The sequence below is a fragment of the Tepidibacillus decaturensis genome (genome assembly GCF_001561915.1).
In the GTDB taxonomy this organism is placed as follows: Bacteria; Bacillota; Bacilli; order Tepidibacillales; family Tepidibacillaceae; genus Tepidibacillus_B; species Tepidibacillus_B infernus.
This window is the reverse complement of record NZ_LSKU01000001.1, coordinates 2,326,237-2,347,688: the sequence shown is the minus strand read 5'-3', so window position 1 is coordinate 2,347,688 and position 21,452 is coordinate 2,326,237. Positions and strand designations below refer to the sequence as shown.

25 protein-coding genes and 1 pseudogene are annotated in these 21,452 nt (G+C 37.3%); 23 read left to right on the top strand and 3 right to left on the bottom strand.

Going from position 1 to position 21,452, the window contains the following annotated elements; genetic code table 11:
• On the bottom strand, positions 1-608 hold a 608-nt coding region (locus U473_RS11020), incomplete at its 3' end, for a TetR/AcrR family transcriptional regulator (protein WP_068726321.1).
• A gap of 119 nt (positions 609-727) precedes the next feature.
• Positions 728-1,003 (bottom strand): DivIVA domain-containing protein, encoded by a 276-nt coding sequence (locus U473_RS15435; protein WP_068726319.1) that lies wholly within the window; start codon positions 1,001-1,003, stop codon positions 728-730.
• 230 nt (positions 1,004-1,233) lie between these two features.
• Here U473_RS15435 and U473_RS11010 point away from each other — a divergent pair, with 230 nt between their 5' ends.
• From U473_RS11010 to U473_RS15040, 10 genes are all read left to right on the top strand, one after another.
• A complete protein-coding gene (locus U473_RS11010; protein WP_068726317.1) occupies positions 1,234-1,452 on the top strand; it encodes an alpha/beta-type small acid-soluble spore protein in 219 nt (72 codons plus the stop codon).
• A gap of 327 nt (positions 1,453-1,779) precedes the next feature.
• Positions 1,780-2,991 (top strand): copper amine oxidase N-terminal domain-containing protein, encoded by a 1,212-nt coding sequence (locus U473_RS11005; protein ID WP_068726314.1) that lies wholly within the window; start codon positions 1,780-1,782, stop codon positions 2,989-2,991.
• Between the two features lie 217 nt (positions 2,992-3,208).
• Positions 3,209-4,420, top strand: coding sequence for a methionine adenosyltransferase (gene metK / locus U473_RS11000; protein ID WP_068726312.1), 1,212 nt, complete (start codon positions 3,209-3,211; stop codon positions 4,418-4,420).
• A gap of 332 nt (positions 4,421-4,752) precedes the next feature.
• Complete coding sequence (locus tag U473_RS14825; RefSeq protein WP_161937328.1) at positions 4,753-4,917, top strand: DUF6531 domain-containing protein; 165 nt, start codon at positions 4,753-4,755, stop codon at positions 4,915-4,917.
• Positions 4,860-7,148, top strand: a complete 2,289-nt coding sequence (locus U473_RS10995) for an RHS repeat-associated core domain-containing protein (RefSeq protein ID WP_068726309.1) — start codon at positions 4,860-4,862, stop codon at positions 7,146-7,148. The genes U473_RS14825 and U473_RS10995 overlap by 58 nt, the downstream gene beginning before the upstream one ends.
• A 71-nt stretch (positions 7,149-7,219) precedes the next feature.
• Positions 7,220-7,825 (top strand): peptidoglycan-binding domain-containing protein, encoded by a 606-nt coding sequence (locus U473_RS10990; protein WP_068726307.1) that lies wholly within the window; start codon positions 7,220-7,222, stop codon positions 7,823-7,825.
• Positions 7,822-8,205, top strand: coding sequence for a DUF7878 domain-containing protein (locus tag U473_RS10985; protein ID WP_456119707.1), 384 nt, complete (start codon positions 7,822-7,824; stop codon positions 8,203-8,205). The genes U473_RS10990 and U473_RS10985 overlap by 4 nt, the downstream gene beginning before the upstream one ends.
• A 116-nt stretch (positions 8,206-8,321) precedes the next feature.
• Complete coding sequence (locus tag U473_RS10980) at positions 8,322-8,570, top strand: AbrB/MazE/SpoVT family DNA-binding domain-containing protein (protein WP_068726303.1); 249 nt, start codon at positions 8,322-8,324, stop codon at positions 8,568-8,570.
• 11 nt (positions 8,571-8,581) lie between these two features.
• The gene (locus U473_RS10975; protein WP_068726300.1) at positions 8,582-8,980 is read left to right on the top strand and encodes a putative toxin-antitoxin system toxin component, PIN family; all 399 of its coding nucleotides are present in this window, start codon (positions 8,582-8,584) and stop codon (positions 8,978-8,980) included.
• 343 nt (positions 8,981-9,323) lie between these two features.
• Positions 9,324-9,581, top strand: coding sequence for a hypothetical protein (locus U473_RS15040; RefSeq protein WP_068726298.1), 258 nt, complete (start codon positions 9,324-9,326; stop codon positions 9,579-9,581).
• Here U473_RS15040 and U473_RS14385 read toward each other — a convergent pair.
• A pseudogene (locus U473_RS14385) lies at positions 9,520-10,082 on the bottom strand (hypothetical protein); the annotation flags it as partial. The gene U473_RS15040 and the pseudogene U473_RS14385 overlap by 62 nt on opposite strands.
• Before the next feature lie 264 nt (positions 10,083-10,346).
• Here U473_RS14385 and U473_RS10960 point away from each other — a divergent pair.
• From U473_RS10960 to U473_RS10905, 13 genes are all read left to right on the top strand, one after another.
• The gene (locus U473_RS10960) at positions 10,347-11,165 is read left to right on the top strand and encodes a methyl-accepting chemotaxis protein (protein WP_068726294.1); all 819 of its coding nucleotides are present in this window, start codon (positions 10,347-10,349) and stop codon (positions 11,163-11,165) included.
• 139 nt (positions 11,166-11,304) lie between these two features.
• Positions 11,305-11,481, top strand: a complete 177-nt coding sequence (locus tag U473_RS14380; protein WP_082732505.1) for a ribbon-helix-helix protein, CopG family — start codon at positions 11,305-11,307, stop codon at positions 11,479-11,481.
• 260 nt (positions 11,482-11,741) lie between these two features.
• The gene (locus U473_RS10955) at positions 11,742-12,926 is read left to right on the top strand and encodes a sensor histidine kinase (RefSeq protein ID WP_068726292.1); all 1,185 of its coding nucleotides are present in this window, start codon (positions 11,742-11,744) and stop codon (positions 12,924-12,926) included.
• Positions 12,904-13,617, top strand: a complete 714-nt coding sequence (locus U473_RS10950; protein ID WP_068726289.1) for a response regulator transcription factor — start codon at positions 12,904-12,906, stop codon at positions 13,615-13,617. The genes U473_RS10955 and U473_RS10950 overlap by 23 nt, the downstream gene beginning before the upstream one ends.
• A gap of 70 nt (positions 13,618-13,687) precedes the next feature.
• On the top strand, positions 13,688-14,098 hold the full coding sequence (locus U473_RS10945) for a hypothetical protein (RefSeq protein ID WP_068726287.1): 411 nt from the start codon (positions 13,688-13,690) through the stop codon (positions 14,096-14,098).
• Between the two features lie 330 nt (positions 14,099-14,428).
• Positions 14,429-14,662: a Flp family type IVb pilin gene (locus U473_RS10940; protein WP_161937327.1), complete on the top strand. Its 234-nt coding sequence runs from the start codon at positions 14,429-14,431 to the stop codon at positions 14,660-14,662.
• Between the two features lie 178 nt (positions 14,663-14,840).
• On the top strand, positions 14,841-15,248 hold the full coding sequence (locus U473_RS10935) for a TadE/TadG family type IV pilus assembly protein (protein WP_068726285.1): 408 nt from the start codon (positions 14,841-14,843) through the stop codon (positions 15,246-15,248).
• Complete coding sequence (locus U473_RS10930) at positions 15,241-16,137, top strand: pilus assembly protein TadG-related protein (RefSeq protein WP_068726282.1); 897 nt, start codon at positions 15,241-15,243, stop codon at positions 16,135-16,137. The genes U473_RS10935 and U473_RS10930 overlap by 8 nt, the downstream gene beginning before the upstream one ends.
• 15 nt (positions 16,138-16,152) lie before the next feature.
• Positions 16,153-16,869 (top strand): Flp pilus assembly protein CpaB, encoded by a 717-nt coding sequence (gene cpaB, locus U473_RS10925; RefSeq protein ID WP_068726279.1) that lies wholly within the window; start codon positions 16,153-16,155, stop codon positions 16,867-16,869.
• Between the two features lie 12 nt (positions 16,870-16,881).
• The gene (locus U473_RS10920) at positions 16,882-18,093 is read left to right on the top strand and encodes an AAA family ATPase (RefSeq protein WP_068726277.1); all 1,212 of its coding nucleotides are present in this window, start codon (positions 16,882-16,884) and stop codon (positions 18,091-18,093) included.
• A 58-nt stretch (positions 18,094-18,151) separates the two neighbouring features.
• Positions 18,152-19,504, top strand: coding sequence for a CpaF family protein (locus U473_RS10915; protein ID WP_068726274.1), 1,353 nt, complete (start codon positions 18,152-18,154; stop codon positions 19,502-19,504).
• Between the two features lie 42 nt (positions 19,505-19,546).
• On the top strand, positions 19,547-20,527 hold the full coding sequence (locus U473_RS10910; RefSeq protein WP_068726271.1) for a type II secretion system F family protein: 981 nt from the start codon (positions 19,547-19,549) through the stop codon (positions 20,525-20,527).
• 3 nt (positions 20,528-20,530) lie between these two features.
• Positions 20,531-21,451: a type II secretion system F family protein gene (locus U473_RS10905; RefSeq protein ID WP_068726268.1), complete on the top strand. Its 921-nt coding sequence runs from the start codon at positions 20,531-20,533 to the stop codon at positions 21,449-21,451.
• Position 21,452 lies beyond the last annotated feature (1 nt).

The window sequence follows — 21,452 nt, the reverse complement described above, 5'->3', positions numbered from 1 at the left end:
TTCTTAATCCCATGTAAAAAGATTTGGACCATATCATCAAGAACTTTTTCCTCATTAAATTGGTCGATATCATGATCTTTCAAAATATGCTTCCAAATAACGTATCCAATCAACATTCCTAATAGAGCCTGAGTAGCAATTCTAGGTTCAATATCGGTTAGGTTACCTGCTTCTCTTTGCTGATCAAAATACTTTTCTAAAAGCTTTGACTTTTTTTGAATCACTTCTTGAAACATGGTTTGCTTGATTTCTGGATAAAATAAAGCTTCATAAAGAACAATTTTTAAGAGATCTTTGTTTTCTTGCACGGCCTCTGTATTTCTTCTAAGGAAGTTTTTAAGAATCTCTACATCATTTTTACCATGAATATCAATAAATAGATCAGTGATCGATTTAACCATTGCTGGTGAAATAAGAGCAAATAAAAGATCCTTTTTTGTTTCAAAGTAACGAAATATCGTGGCTTCAGATACCCCAGCCTCTTTCGCTATTTCCTTTGTTGTTGAACCAGAAAAGCCTTTTTGTGAGAAAATTTTAACAGCTGACTCAAGGATTTTTTGTTGAGTAGCACTTGGCAAATGCTCAAATGAGATATGTGAGGCTTCCATACTATGCACCTTCCTATATGATTAAGTACATACTTATCTTATTCCTAGATGGGGATGATGTCAAATGAAAGAACCCCCTTCGTTTGAAAAGGGGGCGATAGATAAACGATATCAACCTTTTATAAAAATCTTGTCTTCTTCTCTAAGATTTCTACCCGTTTTACTAAATCCTGTAATGTAATGGACTCTTCAGGGGTTGGTGCTGGTGCATGATAGCTTTGACGAGTCGTATTGGATTTTAATTGTTGATTTTCTTTTTTTAGTGCCTTATTTTCGTCGATGAGTCGGGAATAATCTTGAATCACTTGGTCAAGGAATTCATTCACTTCATCCACATCATATCCACGAATCGAACGCTTAAATTCTTTTTCAAAAATATCTTCAGGTGTTAACATAGCCTTAACTCCTTTTATATTTTCCTTTTTTTAAAGGATAACATAAATAGAGCTTTTTTCAAATACTATATGATTCTTAGTCTTCGATGATCCTTTTACAGGCTTAGTCAATTTTAACCTATAGTACCACTATCTTAAAGGATTTGAACGTGTTATTCTCGGTCATACTATGATTACCTCATCAAATAACCAACTAAGGTGACGACTTCCTTTGAAAGGAGGTGATCATGATGGCCAAAGGACAATGGGGCAGACAACAACTAGTACCAGAAGCCCATCAAGCATTAGATAATATGAAATATGAAATTGCTGGAGAGATGGGGCTTCCTGTTTACCAAGGAAGTGAAGATTACTGGGGTCAGCTCTCTGCAAGGGATTGTGGAGCAGTAGGTGGCGCCATGACCAAAAGATTGGTTGAAAGTGCAGAACAATTCATGAAAGGATTATAATAATCGTTTACACATTTTACAACATTTTAAAACAATTTGAATACCTACCTGTTGCTTAGAGGCTTATTGGTTTGGAGATACCAATAGGCCTTTCTTTAGTATGTAAATAGGATGAAATAATATACATAAAGTCCCAAACAAAAAAAATATGTTAGTCCATTGGAACGATTTATGGAACAACCTATATACTGTTAAGCAATAAAGGAATATAATAAAGAAAACTTGGCTTATGCCAAGTCTTTGGCGAAGGTAGAAGTCTTAGTTGCACTTATACTTTTTAAGTGTAAGAAAAAATATTAGAAATGATTACCATGAGGAGGAAAAAGTATGATGGAGAAAAAAATCATCTTACCTATTCTTTTGACATTAACGCTTGTATTGACTCCGTTTATCGGAGGAATTGTATCTGCTGAAGAAACAAACACAACCAATACAACACAGGATACAACAATAAATACAGATACATCATCAGATTCAACTAGTTCTACATTAAATGATGGACAAGATGTATCAGATGATGCAGATCTTGAAGAAAATGAAGACGAAGAAGAGGATGACGAAGCAATCGAAGAAGACGTAGATGAAGATGAGAATGGTGACAATGAAAATGGTAAAGATAAACAAATGAAAAAACTTCAAAAAGACATCAAGAAACTTGAGCATGAAATGGAAAAGGCTCTTAAAAAAGTAAATGAAAAAGCAAAAGAGCAAATGCAGCGAAAAGTGGAAGAGTTAAAACAAAATATGGAAGAGAAATGGTTACCTTTATTAGAGGAACTATCTAACCAAGAAAACACAGAACAATCGATTCAAGCTACCTATGAATATGTACAGTCCTTATTAAATCAAAATGAATTAACTGAGGAAGAACAAAAAGATGCGCAAGAACTTATGGAAAACTTAGAAGAGGAATTAAAAGGTGAATTAGAAGGATTAGAAGAGGTAGAAGGTCTTGAAGACATCGAATTACCTACTTCAAAGATAGAAGCATATAAACAGTTAATGGAAATGTATAAATTGATGGACAAAGATCAAGATGCATTAGAGGCTCAAGAGCAAATTCTAGGATTTACGAAAGGCTCTAAAGACGAAGCAAAAAAATTAATTGAGCTTTACAAAGAAACAAATAAGAAAGAATTAAAAGCATTTGTAAATGGTAAGCAACCACAATTTGATGTTCCACCTCAATTAGTAAATGGCAATACGCTTGTTCCTTTTAGGGCGATTGCAGAAGCATTGGGTGCAGAGGTTAGTTATGATCCTGAAACAAGAACAATCACAGTAAAACAAGGTGATGTAAGTGTTTCCTTTGTCTTAAATCAAAAACAAGCAAAAGTAAATGGCCAAATCATTCAGCTACAAGTACCTGCCACAACTGTTAATGGCAATACAGTTGTACCCTTAAGATTTATTAGTGAAAGTCTTGGGGCGGATGTGGAATATGATTCTGATACTCAATTAATTTTTGTAGATAACCAAGATCAAGTAACAACTGAACCGTCAACTGAAACAACAACTGAGACTCAACCTGTTCAGTAAAACATAAATATAATCGTGAGTAAAATTTCAAGTGAAAATGGTTGACAGTCTTTCTTACTTCTTATAATATAGATTGTTGAATGGATCTCTTATTCAAAATCTATTTAAACATAAGAGGTAAGCTTGAGTATAAAAAGCCTTTCCTCTAAAGGAAAGGCTTTTTTGCATGAGTATCATAACAATAGATGTACATACTAATTTTAAGGGAGGTTTTCATATGGCGTTACAAAAAGGTCGTCATTTATTCACTTCTGAATCTGTGACTGAGGGCCATCCAGATAAAATTTGTGATCAAATTTCCGATTCAATCCTTGATGCGATTCTTGAAAAAGATCCCAATGCTCGTGTTGCGGCAGAAACCTCTGTAACAACTGGATTGGTTTTGGTTGCGGGAGAAATTACAACAAGCTGTTATGTTGACATTCCAAAAATTGTGCGTGAAACGATCCGAAGTATTGGCTATACAAGAGCAAAATATGGCTTTGATGCAGAAACCTGTGCTGTCTTAACTTCAATTGATGAACAATCTCCAGACATTGCGGTAGGTGTTAACCAAGCGTTAGAATCTCGTGAAGGGCAAATGTCTGATGAAGAAATTGAAGCGATTGGTGCTGGAGACCAGGGTTTAATGTTTGGGTTTGCAGTCAACGAAACACCTGAATTGATGCCATTACCTATCTCACTAGCCCACCAATTAGCTCGACGTCTTACTGAAGCAAGAAAAGAGGGAATCTTAGACTATTTACGTCCAGATGGCAAAACGCAAGTGACTGTTGAATATGAAGGAGACAAGCCAGTTCGTATTGATACAATTGTTATTTCAACACAACATCATCCTGAAGTAACAAATGAACAAATTAAAGCCGATCTTCATAAATATGTGATTAAACCAGTGGTACCAGCAGAATTATTAGATGATAAAACAAAGTATTTTATCAATCCAACAGGCCGTTTCGTGATCGGAGGACCTCAAGGTGATGCAGGATTAACAGGTCGTAAAATCATTGTTGATACCTATGGTGGTTATGCTCGCCATGGTGGTGGCGCATTCTCTGGTAAGGATCCAACGAAGGTTGACCGTTCTGGTGCTTATGCTGCCCGCTATGTTGCGAAAAACATTGTTGCTGCAGGATTAGCGGATAAATGTGAAGTTCAAGTTGCTTACGCGATAGGTGTGGCTCAACCTGTATCCATTAGTATTGATACATTTGGTACTGGAAAAGTAGATGAAAACATCCTTGTTGAATTAGTTCGTAAACATTTTGATTTACGCCCTGCAGGGATTATTAAACAACTTGATCTTCGCCGTCCAATTTACCGTCAAACAGCTGCATATGGCCACTTTGGTCGTCATGATCTTGATCTACCATGGGAGCGTACAGATAAGGCAGAAGTCTTAAGACAAGAAGCAATGGCTTACGCAAAATAACAAAAGAACAGAATTCACTCTACACGATGACTTAAATAAAAGATAATATACGCAAAAATCCTTCTCTTTTTAGACGAGAAGGATTTTTTTATTTGCACTTTATATTTCTTACAATAGGAACAAATGACTAGGAATATATTACCTGTTTTGAAGTGGTAAAATAGGAATAAAGAACCAATATAAGGAATTTTAGGAGAAAAAGATTACCTCAATTTCCTTCCATACCTTCAACAGAGATTCAAACACAAGAACCATCAATACGTAGTCAACAATCGAATGCACCTATTTTTGAAAATGATAAGAAACCAGATGTAGATATCACTACAGGATATTTGAAATTTTCAGAGAAGGAGTTAAACTTACCTGGGATTGGCTATGACTTTGTGGTAGAGCGAGCCTATTCTAGTAATGATCAAGAAGTAGGACCTTTTGGTCGTGGTTGGAAGTACCCATTAGATTCCAAATTGCACAAGCAACAGATTACCGCTACAATCTAGCAGGACAAATCTCATCAATTGAATATGAAGGAGCAACTCTGAATTATCGCTATGATCAAGTTGGTCGAATTACCGAGATGAGTTCACCAACTTCAACCGATCGTTTTACCTATGATTTGCTCGGGAGAATCGTCCAACAAGACAATGTGACGATGAACAAAAGCATTTCCTATCAATATGATGCGGTTGGCAACCTTTTAAGTCTAACTAATAGTGAGGATCGTACAACTAGATATGCTTATGACAATCGTTATCTAATGACACAAATGATTGATCCAGATGACTCTGTCACCATCTTTGAATATGATGGACTTGGAAGAGAAACAGTACGCAAATTAGCAAATGGCAATACCATAGTCAAAAAATATAATCCTGACGGAACCTTAGATCAGATCGAAAACCGGAATCAAGATGGGATCATTTCATCCTTCAATTATGAATATGATGCCTATGGAAATCGAATACGGCAAATTGAGGAAGATGGGGCAGAGACCAGATACATCTATGATGACCTAAATCGTCTGATTGAAGTAAACTATCCGTTAGAGAAGATCTTGTCTCTAAGAAAAGATCCCAACACTCCTCAGGATACAACGCAACAAAAAGATCTCAAACAAGATCAAGGTCCAACAGATCTAACAGATCCAACACAGAATGAGAAGAATAATAAGAATAACAATAGCAAGAACACTGATAAGAACGAAGAAAAGAGCAATAATGTAAAAAACAATCTTACGTCAAGCATCGAACGAAATGGTTTCATTTATCAATTTGAATTACTAGCCTTTAATAATGGCAATGGCAATTCTGATAAAGCCAAAGGAAAAGGGAAGAAAGCACAAGATAATGCCCTATATGGAGAAGGTTTTGAAGAAACTGAACCATTTTATCTGATCGACCGTCCAGGGTATCTCCTTGAGCCACAAAGCAAGGTTCAGTATACCTATGACGCCGTTGGAAACCGTTTATCCATGACTAACGATCAAGGAATCATCCAGTATAAGTACAATGCTGCTGATCAGTTGATACAATCAGGGGATACGCAATATACCTATGATGGAGCAGGCAATCTCATCCAAGAAAATGGAGATAGAGGGGAGATTCAATACCTATACAACGGAGCCAACCAACTAACGGAAGTCCTCTATCAAGATGAAAGCTATGCCAAATACCAATATGATGCGATGGGGAGAAAAATCTACCGAGAAGAAGCAACATGGGATTACACCCAAGAACCAGGAGAAGGACAATCCAAAGAAAACAATGGCAAAGGCCAAGAAAAAAGAAACGAAAAAGCACAAACGAACGGAAAAGGAAATGGTTCATCAAAGAACAATGGAAAGGGCAATGGCTATTCCAAATATAACAACCCTGGTCAAGGCCTAAAACTAGGGATCTACAAAAATGGCCAATACCCGAATCGATTAGACATCACCAAGAGCCGTTATCAGTATGAAGGACTAAGCAACCTTCTTCTCAAAGAATATGGAGATAAGGGCTCTCCCTATGCCGAATATTACCTAGGGCCAATGAATCAAGTGGTCTCAAGAAAAATGTTTGGCTTACACGGATTAGCAGAACCTGGCCACGATCCTGAACTAAAAACCACTGGTGGCCTGATGTATTATCAGTATGATGGTTTAAATACAGTAAGTGAACTAACCGATCGTCATGGAGACATCATCGAAAGATATCGCTATGATGCCTTTGGCGGCATCTTCACAGGAATCACCGCACCATACAACAGAATCGCTTTTACAGGACAAGAATATGATGAAAAAACAGGACTGATCGACCTAAATGCAAGAATGTACAATCCAGTGGTAGGCCGATTCATGAGTGCAGACACCTACCCAGGAACATTAGCTAATCCATTAAGCCAAAATCGATACGCCTATGTCATGAACAACCCCATCAACATGTGGGACCCAACCGGACATGTTCCAGAGTGGGTAAGGAATAGATCCTCACACTATTCTGAAAGTGAAAGTAGTTCAAGATTAGTTGTGAATTTCTGGGATTTCATTGATTATTACTCGAGAGATACAGGTTGGCAATTGCAACGAAAAGAAAGAGATCAAAAATACTACTATGAATATTATAAAAAAAGCGTCTATGAACAATGGGACTATGTACACCATCGAGTAGTATGGGATAAAATAGTTGACGAAGAGACAGGATCAGAGGACCTATTACTAGACTCTTACAATTATGAACTAGTCGAATACTAAAACCACCTGCCAATACCAAACCATCATTTTCTATTAGCACAGTAAATGGTAGAGTAACTGAAGGAAATAAGGTGCTTTTACAATATACCAGTACGGCACCAAACGAAAAGCAAAAAGCGCAAACAAAAATAATACAATCACAATTAAATAAAATATTAGGGACAGAATTACTAGTAGATGGATGGTATGGAAACGAAACAAAAAGCGGGGTTATTAAACTTCAAGATAAATTCAATCTAGCTGAAACAGGAGTAGTCGACAGTCAAACATTATACCAGATAGAGATGGCGACTACATTTAAAAATGTCCCAAGATTTAGAATGGAAGCCGATGGCATTGTAAGAAAGTATGGAACAATTTATACACAATATTATAAGAATTTATATTCATCCTATGGCAGTGAGGTTGTTCCCGAAGAAATTCGTCCAGAAATTTATGGTGGAAACGTACAAAATGATGAGCTAGGAAATTTTATAGTTGATTCAGTACTATTCGGTGTTGGTTCTATAGGAAAACAAACTGTAAAAAGTGGACTAAAAGCAATAGGTAGCTTATCTAAAAAAGTCACATCATCTTTTAAAGAATTTATTAAGACATTAGATGATATTATCAAAAAGGGTGCGGGTAAGAGTATTTTAAAAGAAGCTTCTCAATTTGCTTTTAAAGCGGCAGACTGATTGATACTAACAATAGGAAACTATTGGCTGATATTGAAGGGAGCCTAAATATTGATATTAATGGCAATAGTTTCTTCCAAGAAGATTATATACTTTTACTCGAATTTGCTATAGCTATCTCAGCATGGTTAGGAAAAATTGAGAAAGGTATATTTCAAGATTTTGTATATGAAACAATGGATTACAGTGAAGGAGAAATCATTGAATTCAACCCCCAAAATGATAAAACATGGGTAGTTACTTCTATTTGGGGAAAAGGCAATATAGCGACGAATCTTTGTATACAAGATATTATTATTGCTGTAAAGGATTTTTTAGCTGATTTTCAAAAAGACATCTATGATAAGTTCTCAATAAGTCTAAAAAACTTTATTAATTAAAAATAGGGTCACACAGTTTGGGCTGATGTGGCCTTGTCTTTTGTTGATAAAAATTTTAAAATGGCATATAATAAAAGTAAGGAATACATGGAATTCACAGAAAGGAGTCTTAATTTATGGAACTTGCAAAAATTACTGCAAAAGGTCAGATAACAATACCGATTTACATCAGGAAGAAGCTCAATTTAAAGGACGGAGACAAAGTTATTTTCATCGAGGAAAATGGTAAGGTGGTAATGGAAAACTCAACTAAGGTTGCTCTGCGTGAGGTACAGGAAGCCTTTGATGGAGAGGCTGAGCGTGTGGGTTTGGAAACAGAAGAGGATGTTGTTGATTTGGTAAAACAATTTAGAAAAGAGGAATAGGGGAAACAGCCATGAGAATAATGCTTGATACAAATGTTCTTATTTCGGCTATACTTTTTCGAAGTGAAAACCTAAGCCGATTGATAGAGAAAGTGGCAGAAGATTATACATTGGTGCTTTCAACGTATGTTGTTGAAGAATTGAAATCGGTAGTTGAAAGAAAATTTCCAAACAAAATAAAAGCCATTGAGAAATTTTTAACAGCATTATCTTATGAACTGGAATATTCGCCAAAGAGCTATGATGGAACTCCGTTATTTGAAATTAGGGACGACAAAGATTATATGGTTTTACACACAGCAATACTGGCTGATGTTGACATTCTAATTACAGGAGATAAGGATTTTAAGGATATAGAAATTGAGCGACCTGAGATACTTACACCAAAAGAGTTTCTTGAAAAGTATTGATAAACTTATGATCCGTTTGAGACATCGTTAAGCCAATTCCGCTCCCGATTTCACATGCCCTCCGCCCTGCATTGCGGGCTAATGTGGGCCGTGCTGGGGAAGCCCTGCGACCCTGGACTTTAACCTGCACAGTTTTCGACCCCATGGTTCACCCTGTGATTGAGGTGATGAAGGCACAATTTGGGGCTGCATTTTGAAGAAAAATACTCTTGCGCAGAAAGCCGCCAAATCCGGTTTCATTTTTGCCTCAGGTAAGTTTACCCTACCTCAAATGCCAAAATCGAACACAGGGGCACACGGTGGCTCACGCTGCGGAGATATAAACTCTTAGATTCTTGGAAACATGCATGATCCCAAAATACTGCCAATGGTGACAGACTACACCCAAGAACCAGGAGAAGGACAATCCAAAGAAAACAATGGCAAAGGAAATGGAAATAGAAATAGTTCTTCCAAGGGGAATGGGAAAGGGAATAGCAACAGTAAAGGAAATGGTAGCAGCAATAGGCCGATTCATGAGTGCGCAGACACCTACCCAGGAACATTAGCTGGCAAAGCTCATCATGAGCTAAGGGGCAATCCTTACATTCCTTTGGTCTAGTGTATTTTAGGGTTTCATATTTTTCATCAAAACTATTATAAGCAATAACGGCTTGATGTCCCATTTGCTCCAACAGCCAAATGACCTTTATACCCAAACCAAAAAACGTTTTTCCCTTCGCAATTTTTCTTTATGCCCCATTGGGGATCCTGAGGAATTTTGGCACGTAACTCAGCTAATGGGACGGCTAATTGATCTTCAATTTTCTTTTCAAAGCGAAAGACGATATCATTCTTGAGACGTTTTACTAAATCTTTGATAAATGGAATGTGTTCTGTAATTCTGGCAATTAAAGAATAGATCATCGCTGCATAGTTAAGCTCAACAGGTCTGCCATATCTCGATTTTTTTCGCATTCACAACCAATATTGGATCGATTTCAATCGTTGAAAAGATAGCTTCAAATCTTTGGGTAGGTTCTAAATCATATAATTCTTGTATACTAAATAGGCTTTCTTGTCTTATAATAGCTTTTAAAAGCTTTGAGCCTGTAAGGCTCATAATTATGAAATTGATTTAATTACTTATAAAAAAATCTTTCCCTTATACCTGGGAAAGATTTTTTCACCTTTCTACCCTTCTATCCACTTTAAGTTAAGTTTGTATATGCCATCCTTGTCCTTCTGACAATATTCGACAAACTTTTTTAATTTTCAGTGAAATTTTGCTAATTAGCTCACTTTGTGATTTAAAACAGTCCTTAAATAAAGTATGATGATATTGAATTGCACAAAATGAACTAGTTTAGGGAAAAGGGGTCTTGATATGAAAGTTGGCCAAAAATTAGCTTTAGGTTTTGCTTCGATTATGGTGATGTTTTTTATTGCAGTTCTTATTATTCTTTATAACATTATTAGTATGGGCAGCATGGTAACAGAATTAGTCAATCAAGGCCATGATACAGCACAGATCTTGGAGATTGTTTATCAGAAGATAAATTTTGTAAAAGTGTTAATTTTAGCTATTATTCCAAGTGGAATTGTTGGAGCAAGTATCATTGCATATTCAATAACCATTCGTATTTCGAAACCGGTAAAATTAGTAACTGCTCACGTTGGCGAAATCACCAATGGTAATCTAAATCTTAGCCCCCTTTCCATTAAAAATAAAGACGAAATTGGAGAATTGGCAAAGAATTTCACTGAGATGCTTTCTTCTCTAAAGGAGTTGATCCAACATATTCAGCATAGTTCATTGCAAGTGACCGATACTGCTGAACAACTTTCTCATACTTCAACTGAAGTTGCCCTTGCTGCAGAACAAGTGGCTACAACGACCGCTAGTGTAGCAGAAGGAATGGAAAAACAGGTTCAGATGCTTCAAGGTTCAGAACAAACATTGTTCCAAGTGGTAGAAACAATCAAAGAAGTGAACCAAAAAACACAATCCGTTTATGTTGCTTCTCAACAATCGATGGAAACAGCAGAACAAGGAACTTATGTTATTGATGAAACCATTCGACAAATGAAAAAGGTGAATCAAACGGTTAAAGAAACAGGAACCTATGTGACTACCTTAAGGCAAAAGAATGCTAGGATTGAAATATGCTTCACCAGATGGCCAACGATCTTCAGCAACTCATAAAGAGATTTCAGGTTTAGCGATGATTAAACTTTTTTCGACAAAAATAGTGGTTTTTCTAAGGCGGATTACGACAGTATTTTTAACGTGATACATATAAAATACAGGATAAGAATGTATATATGTTAGGAGGGACTTTGTCGTGATCGTGATTAATAAGAAGCCTGAAAAAACACCACCCAAACAAATCATTAGTATCCGTTTAGATCCAGCCATGATTGAAAAACTAGATCAAATTGCAGAAGAAAGTAAGACCAATCGAAGTGCTGTGATTACAGAAATCTTAGAAAAAGTAGTTCCTAAGATTCGTGTCATTTAACAAAAAGTATTATGGCTAGTAGTGAGGGTTTGTATATTCCATAAGTATATACAAACCTTTTTTAATTGGTCATATTTACCATTATTCAATTTGGCAAGGAAGTTATAGAATAGGATTGAATTTCTGTTTGCTTTAGAAAAGCGATAAATAGTCCTAAAGTCCTATTTGTTTTTAACGTAATAGTACAGATAGCGGACGTGAAGGATGACAAATTATGTTAAAATAAGAACAAACCAGCCTATGATGAGGTGTGACATTCATTGAAATCATCAAAACTTGACGGTTATAAGCTTGAAGAAATCTTACATAAAACAATTAGAGCGATTGATCAAAGTAAGGAACAAATTTTCGAAATTGCCGAAGATGCTCGTTCAGAAAAGGAAAATTTGTTACGAAAGCTAGAGGCTTTACGGGAAGAAACAAAAAAGGTGATAGATGAGGTAGATCAATTAGAGGCAAGGTATCGTAGGGCAAGGACTAATTTAGCAGATGTGAGTCGTAATTTTAAATTATATACAGAATCTGACATACAAAAAGCATATGAAGAAGCAAATCAGCTACAAATTGATTTATTAATGGCAAGGGAACGAGAAGCAAATCTTAAGATACTAAGAAATGAATTACAAATGCGTTTAAAAAATATTAATGTGACGATTGAGCGAGCTGAGGTAGTGGCCACACAAATAGGCGTTGTTTCAGATTATTTGACTGGGGATATTATTAAAATGTCCGAAGCGGTAGAGTCTGCACAATATAAGCAAATGTTTGGTTTGAAAATCATTCAAGCTCAAGAAGAAGAACGAAAACGGGTGGCAAGGGAGATCCATGATGGTCCTGCTCAGTCAATGGCTAATGTCGTCTTGCGAACGGAGATTGCTGAACGATTCATGAATGTGAAGCAGATGGATCAGGCAATACAGGAATTAAAAGACCTGAAATTTATGGTAAGGCAAAGTTTGGCAGATGTTCGTAAAATTATTTTTGATTTAAGACCAATGGCTTTAGATGATTTAGGGCTTTTTCCTACGCTGCGAAAATATATTCAAGAAATGGCAAAGAGAGACAATTTGGACATCGATCTTAGTCTTGCAGGTAGAGAGCGAAGATTGCCTTCAGGAATGGAGGTTGCGATTTTCCGTTTGGTTCAGGAAGCTTTAAATAATGTGGTAAAACACGCACAAGCTACAAAAGCAGTAGTCAAAGTTGAATTTCAATCTGGACAAATTGAGGTTTCTGTAAAAGATAATGGAATTGGCTTTGATGAAGAGGAACAGGAAAAACAAAAAGAGGGTCATTTCGGCCTGATGGGAATGAAGGAGAGGGTTGATCTTTTAGAGGGTGATCTTGAGATTCAATCCATAAAGAATAAAGGGACAACAATAAAGATAAGAGTTCCAGTAAATGAAAGTGGGGAAATAAGCGATGGATCAGAAAACGAAAATTAATATTTTGATTGCGGATGACCACAAATTATTCCGTGAAGGGGTCAAACGAATTATTAATTTAGAAGAGGACATGGAAGTTATTTCCGAATGTTCTGATGGGGAGAGTATTTTAAACCAATACGATGAAATCCTTCCTGACGTGATTCTCATGGACATCAATATGCCTAATATGAGTGGCGTAGAGGCGACAAAAAGGATTAAAGAAAAATACCCCAATGCAAAGATTTTGATTCTATCCATTCATGATGATGAAGGCTATGTGTTTGAAACGTTACGTTCGGGAGCGTCAGGATATTTACTAAAAGATATGGAAGCAGAAGCATTGATCGAGGCGATTCGTGCTGTTGCCGATGGTAGTGCATATATACATCCCCAAGTAACAGGAAAAGTGATTGAAGAATATCGCAGATTAAGTGTAAAGGAACAAACAGATGGCTTCCACCCTCTTTCCCATCCAGAACCCATCATGGAAAAGATGCCCGATTGGCGTATGTTATTAACCAAACGGGAATTGGAAGTATTACAATTAATGGCTGAGGGAAATAGCAATCGTGTGATTGGTGAAAAGCTATTTATCAGTGAAAAAACGGTTAAAAATCATGTAAGTAGTATTTTGCAAAAGATGGAATGTACAGACCGGACACAAGCAGTGATTGCAGGGATTAAAAATGGCTGGGTTATTCTTTCTTAATCTGCACAATTTCATGGAAAATTCACTAGGTTTGGCATGATGGCATATACTCTATTAAGGAGGTGTCATCATGCTTTTCTTATTTTTAGCCACTTTATTGATGGTAAGTGTGATGATCATTGAATTTAACAGAAATAAAAATAAAAACAGTGTCGATCATTATTTTATTGTGGTAAAAAACAATCAAATGACGATAGAGTGGGTCATCCGATCGATTTCCTTATCGGGATGGTTAAAGGGGAGAATCAGACGTTTTACGATTCTTGATCTTGGTTCTACTGATGATACATTGATTATTTTATACCATCTATCCTTATCAACGAAGATTGAGATTGTAGATCTTCAACCTGAGGAAGACGTGGCGCTTTGTTTACTTGAGATGGTAACAAAAAGTAAGGAAACAGGAGAGAATCCTGTCGTGATTGATTTAACCACTTCCTCCACCTGTGACAAAGCCTCAGAAAAATCTCTACTTAGTTGAGAAAAAGATTGTTTTCAATGGGATCCCACAAAAGTAATCGAAAATAGCTTTTCAGGGAAATGCCGATTTGTGGGCCTATTTTGTACCTATGTCTAAGGTAACAAAAAGCCTTATTTCAACATATAAAAGGTTTGACAGGATAAATAGCCTAGTACCTAAACACTGGAATAGTGAACAATTGATGATCAATTAACAAAATAATGAGAATCGGACTATCCAAAAACAGGCATTCAGTTGGATGATTGATCTTGTTTGTACCGATATAATGGGAATAAGTAATCAAACTGGACAAGCTCTTAAGTAAATCAATTTCGATAGGGAGGAAGTAAAATGAAAAATGCTTTAATGAAGCTTTGGGTGAAACAACATCACGTGAAAAGAAACATAAAGGAAGCACTGCAAAATGAAAAAGGACAAGGAATGGTAGAATACGGATTGATTATTGCTTTAATTGCAGTGGTAGTCATTGTTGCACTTACTACTATGGGAGGTAATCTAAAAGATTTATTTAACAAAGTAGCAGGTGATGTTAGTAGTACTTCAGGTGGCACAACTGCACCATAATAAAGCTCTAATGAAATATCCTTATCAACCCTTAAGGTCCTACTTCTACGAGTAGGGCTTTCTTTTCTTCCGCATAATAAAGTTTAACTTCATTAAAGCAATTAGCGAAGTTATACTTGAACTATTATAGTGCTCCGCAAAAAGTGATCGGAATATGCTTCGAAGGGAGTCAAATTCTATGAAAGATCCATTCTATAAATGGTTTAAACGAAAAGAAGAAGGACAAGCAATGGTAGAGTTTGCGCTGGTTTTTCCTATTCTATTGCTTCTTCTATTAGGAATACTAGAGTTTGGCCATATCTTTTTTTCCTATTTGGTGATCCAAAACGCAACAAGAGACGGTGCAAGGAATGGATCTGTTTGGGCTACAGACCAAGAGATCACCCAAATTGTCGAGCAAAAAACAGAGGTTTTAGACCAAAATAATCTTTCCTTAAGTATTTCCCCTTCTCCATCTTCAAGAGAACGGGGAGAACGAATCTCAGTGGTCATTGATTACAAAGTTCCACTGCTTGCCCCATTATGGAGAAATATATTACCTAATCCTTTTCCTATTACGGCTAAGACGGTGATGCGAATTGAATGAAAGAGGTAGTGTTGCTGTTCTTTTGTTATTATTTATGACCATTTTATTAGCCATGGCAGCCTTAGTCGTAGATATCGGCTATCTCATGATTGAAAACCAAAGATTAGGGGATGCACTAGATGCTGCAGCCCTTGCAGGTGTACAAGAGCTGGTTAAAGATCCAGATCAGGCGAAAGCTATAGCAATACAATATGCCAATGATAATGGGGTAAATCAACCAGAAGTGATCATTGACCTTGAGCAGAATCAAGTCACTGTGAAGGGTAAAAGAACCGTTCCTTTCTTCTTTGCTAAAGCGATCGGTTTTAAGGAAAAGACGATTACCGCTTCTTCCACCGCGCAAATCAAGCAAGTTTCAGGTGGCTACGGCTTTGTTCCTCTAGGAGTCGTTCAGCAATCCTTTCATTATGGTGAGTTATACACTTTAAAATATGACCCGACTGAAGCAACCAATGGTAATTTTGGAGCATTAGCCTTAGGAGGAACAGGGGCATCTAATTACCTACAAAATTTAAAAAATGGCTATCAAGGAAAATTAGAGATTGGTATGAAGATTCCAACTGAGACAGGTAATATGTCTGGCCCAACTAGAAAAGGGATTGAAGACCGAATGGAGTCAGAGGCTGGAAACGACTTATGTGAGGATTATCAAACGGCACCAAGAGATTGCAACCGGATTCTCTATTTACCTGTGATTGATAGTCTCGATGTTAATGGTAGAAACGAAGTGACCATTGTTGGTTTTGCAGCTTTTTACTTAGAAGGATTTACGGGAAATGGGAATGAGTCACGGATTACCGGACGTTTTATCAAAACGCTTTATTCAGGGGATTGGATTAGTTCTGGTGAAAATCAATTTGGTTTATACGCCGTAAAATTAGTGAGATAGTTAGGGGAGAAAACAATGGAAGTCACAAACCGCAAATTATTACTAATCGCTTTAATTATGGGAATCATTGCCACAGGCTTAGTCTATCTGTATCTAGCAAAAGTAGAAGCGGTTAGCCAACAAATTGAACCTACGAAAAAGGTAGTCGTTGCAAAGGTTACGATTCAACCAAAAACGAAGATTACAGAAGAGATGATCGAGTTAAAAGCGTTAAAAACGAGTACAATCCCTTCATCTAGTTATATCAAGCCTGAAGAAGTAATTGGACAAGTCGTAAAAGAAACGATTTACGTAAATGAACCCATTGTTCATGAACGACTAGCAGATGAAGCCTATCAAAAGGCACATTTAGCTTACTCCATTCCTAAGGGATATCGTGCGTTAACTCTACAGTACAACCCAGTGATGGGCATAGGTGGCTTGGTAGAGCCTGGTGACTATGTGGATATTATCGGAACGTATACGGCAGAAACCAATCCAACACAAAAAGATATCTCAAAAATGATCCTACAAAATGTGCTAGTTTTGGCGGTTGGTGAGAAGACGGACAATCTTGAAGGCCAAGAAAAGAAAGAGATTCAAACGATTACGATTGCCATTACACCAAAAGATGCGGAAAAAGTCACATTTACAGAAGAAAAAGCGAGTGTTCGTTTGATGCTTCGACCCATCAATGATGCTGGCAATCTATCCACATCAGGAACGACGAAGGACAATATCTTTACACCATAGGAGGAATCAATAATGGGAGATTGGATTCGTGTGTTAATCGTTGACGATACTGAAGATACAAGGACAAATATTCGAAAAATCTTATCCTTTGAAAGTCGAATCGATATTGTGGGAGAAGCAGCCAATGGTTTTCAAGCAATTGATATGGCATGTAAATATAAGCCAGACATTATTTTAATGGATATCAATATGCCTGATTTGGACGGTATTCAAGCTGCAGAAAGAATTAGTTTAAAATGCCCCACTGCATCAGTGATTATGATTTCTGTTCAGGGTGAGCACGATTATTTTCGCAAAGCGATGTTATCTGGGGCAAAAGAGTTTTTGGTCAAGCCTTTTTCTCCTGATGAACTGATTCAGTCGATTATAGAGGTATATGAGCGGAACCAAAAGAGAAATATCCAAGTGTACGCTAACCAGGTGTTAGGGCAAGGCTATGTCCAAAGTCCGAAAATCATTACTGTATTTAGTGGAAAAGGGGGAGTTGGGAAAAGCTTAATTGCTACCAATTTGGCCGTTGGTTTAAATCAATTGCACAAAAAAGTAGTGATTTTAGATTTGGATTTGATGTTTGGCGATGTGGCCGCAATGTTTAATCTGAAAGTGAAAGAAACGATTTACCATGTCGTTCAAGAGATCGATAGACTTGATGCCGAATCGCTTTTACCTTATCTATTAGAAACCAAATCAGGGATTCGTATTCTTCCAGCTCCCATTCAACCTGAACAAAGTGAAATGATTACAGGAAAACACATTGAAAAGATCTTAAGACTTTTACGTGAAACCCATGATTATATTATTGTTGATACTCCTGCACAGATTACCGATCCAGTCCTTGCACTTGATCAATCCAATTTCACCTTGCTTGTGAATACACTAAATGTTCCTGTATTAAGGCATAATCGTACTGTTCTTGAAGTGATGGATACATTAAATTATCCAACAGATCGTGTTCGTCTAATTATCAATCGGGCTGACTTAGATACAGGGGTGAAGCCTAAGGATATCAAAACCGCTTTAGGAATGGAGCCCTATAGTTTATTACCAGAAGATAAATATGCGGATTTGTCAATTAATCGTGGCGAACCATTATTAGAGATGAAGCCGAATAGTCGATGGGCGAAACAGATGAGTAAATTAATAGAACAAATTCTTGCAGAGGATGACAGGCAGAAATCAGAATCATGGACAAAGCGGTTTCTATGGAGTCGGAAAAGAGCATAGAATAGAGTCAAGTCAAATGATATAGGAAAAGGAAATAGGAAAGTAAGGGGGATAGCTGATGTCACTTTTACAACGACTTCAAGGTGAACAACGAAAGGATGGTATTCAGCAACTAAAAAAACAGCATTCCACTTCAGAAGTTATTCTCCAAGAGGATCCTTATGCAGAATTAAAATCAACGATCCATCAAAAAATTTTGGAGGAATTTGGGAAGGAATCATTAGATGATGATTCATCTACAGAAGAGTGGGATAAAATTAAACAGCTGATCGAAAAAATTTTGCAAGAATCGGAAGAACCATTAACAAGGCAACAACGGGAGACCATCTGTCAAGAGATGATTGCTGAAATGAAGGGATTTGGCCCGATTGATCCTTTATTACACGATGATGAAGTTTCTGAAATTATGGTCAATCATGCTAAACAAGTCTATGTAGAGCGAAAAGGGAGACTTGAACGGGTACCTGTTCAATTTCGAGATGATGCCCATGTGATGCGAATCATCGAGAAAATCGTTTCTCCCTTAGGTAGAAGAATTGATGAAAGTTCACCGATGGTTGATGCTAGATTACCAGATGGATCAAGGGTCAATGCAATTATCCCACCTCTGGCAATTAAAGGGCCAAGTATCACGATTCGTAAGTTTGCTAAGGATCCTTTTCAAATTGAAGACTTAATTGGATTTGGTACATTAACTGAGCCGATGGCTAGATTTCTTGAAGCTGCAGTAAAGGCAAGGCTAAATATTGTGGTCTCGGGAGGAACGGGTAGTGGTAAAACCACGACGTTAAATGTGTTGTCTTCCTTTATCCCAGCTGATGAAAGAATTGTAACCATCGAGGATGCAGCAGAACTTCAATTGCGACAAGACCATGTCATTACACTTGAAACACGTCCCCCTAATATCGAAGGAAAAGGTGCGATTACGATGAGGGATCTCGTAAAAAACAGTTTACGGATGAGACCTGATCGAATTGTCGTAGGGGAAGTCAGAAGTGGTGAAGCATTGGATATGTTACAAGCGATGAACACTGGTCATGATGGTTCTTTAACTACAGGACATGCCAATACACCACGGGATATGTTATCCCGTTTGGAAACAATGGTATTGATGGCTGGTATGGATTTACCTGTTCGGGCGATTAGAGAGCAAATTGCATCTGCGATAGACCTGATCGTCCAACAAAACCGGCTAAAGGATGGTAGTCGTAAAATTACTCAAATTACAGAGGTACTTGGCATGGAAGGAGATGTCATCACCATGCAGGATATTTTTGTGTACAAGCAACAAGGTAAGGACATCAACGGAAAAGTGGTTGGTTCATTTCAACCTACTGGAATTGTTCCGAAATGCTTTGAAAGCATTCAAACATCTGGGATACCTATTACCACAGACCTCTTCCAGCGGTGAAAGAGTTCGTCACTTTTGTGGGTAAGATTGGAGAGAATAACGATGAAATGGCTTGTCCTACTTGTTACATTTTTATTTAACTTCATCTTTATACTATGGCTTAGTCGTTATTTAGAGATGAGAAGAAATCGGATACGAAAACGGGTACTAGAGATTGAAAGCAATGAATGGCATGAAGAAGTAGTAGACCTTCACAAAAATAAAAAAGAGGACTCCCGATTTGCCCTTTATTCCTTCATTTGGAAAGGGTTAAGCCGGGTGAAATGGATTCAGGTACTGGATCAACGAATTCAACTTGAATTAAAAAAAGCAAACATTATGATGAAATCCTCAGAGTTTATGATTTTTGTATTGATTTCGACGCTAGTAGGAGCGTTCTTAGGTGTATTTTTAGCTGACGGTAATATAGAAAGAGGGTTATGGCTAGGGTTACTCTCCTGGTATGTTCCTTTTATTTGGTTAAAGGCGAAGAAACGAAAAAGAAAGGCTGCACTAGAGTCCCAATTACCAGATATGATCAGCATGACGGCCAATTCTTTAAAGGCTGGGTACTCACTGATTCAATCCCTAGAGTTACTGTCAAGAGAAATGGCTGCTCCTTTATCCGAAGAGATTCAACGGATGTTACAGGAAATGAGATTAGGGGTGAGTACAGAGCAGGCCTTAACTCATTTTAACCAAAGGGTAGAGAGTAAAGATTTGGATTTAATTATTACAGCGATGTTGATCCAACGTCAAGTTGGTGGGAATCTAGCAGAAATTTTAGATACAATAGGAGAAACCATCCGCGAGCGAATTCGCATTAAAGGAGAGATTAAGTCTCTTACCGCACAAGGAAAAATGTCGATGATGATTTTTATGATTTTACCTATTGGTTTAGGGGTTTTTCTACTAATGACCAATCCTGAATACATGAGCGTTTTATTCACCAATCCGATTGGTTGGGCTATGTTAGGAGCTGCTATATTAGGTCAGCTCATCGGAGCGATTCTGATTAAAAAAATAATCAATATTGAGGTGTAAACCATGTCTCAGCAAATGATCTTATTGATTGTGGGTGGAACCGTTGCTTTTATTACGTTTACTATTTTAAAACTTATGTTTAACCATCGCCTCAAGGTCGCTAAAAGAATTATGAATATTGTTGAAGATCGAATGCAAAAGTCTGAGGAAGACCCTTATTCTTTACCTTTTCAAGAAAGAATGGTTAAACCCTTGCTACAAAAGATGGGAAAGTCTGTGATAAAATGGACCCCGTATTCCTTGAAAAAGAGGGAGCATCAATTATTAAATCTAGCTGGCTATCCCCATCATTTAACCTTACAAGAATGGATGACATGGCGGAGCTTGTTTTGGCTTGGACTTGGTGGAGTTTTTACAATGGTTGGGCTTGCGCAAGAAGCAGGAATGAACCAGCTCCTTCTTCCACTTGTCGGTTGGATATTAGGTTATCTTCTTCCAATCTTCTATTTAAATAGAAAGAAAGAGGAACGTAAGGAGGCAATTGTACGGGGACTACCTGAAGTATTAGATATTTTAACGGTAAGCGTTGAAGCAGGCTTAGGATTTGATGCGGCGTTGTCTAAAGTTGTTGAGAAAACAAGGGGAATTCTATCCGATGAATTATATAAAACCTTGCAAGAGATCAAAATGGGAAAGGGAAGACGAGAGGCACTAAAAGCGTTGGGCGAAAGAACAGGTGTTGAAGATATGATTCAATTTGTAGGTTCGATCATACAAGCAGATCAGTTGGGCATTCGGATCGGAAACGTTCTCCGCGTTCAATCAGAGGATATGCGACAAAAACGGAAACAAAGAGCAGAAGAAAAGGCAATGAAAGCACCGATTAAGATTCTTTTTCCATTGGTGTTATTCATCTTTCCGGCGATCTTTATTATTATTTTAGGTCCTGCCGTAATCAATATTATGAATACCTTATTAAAGTAAG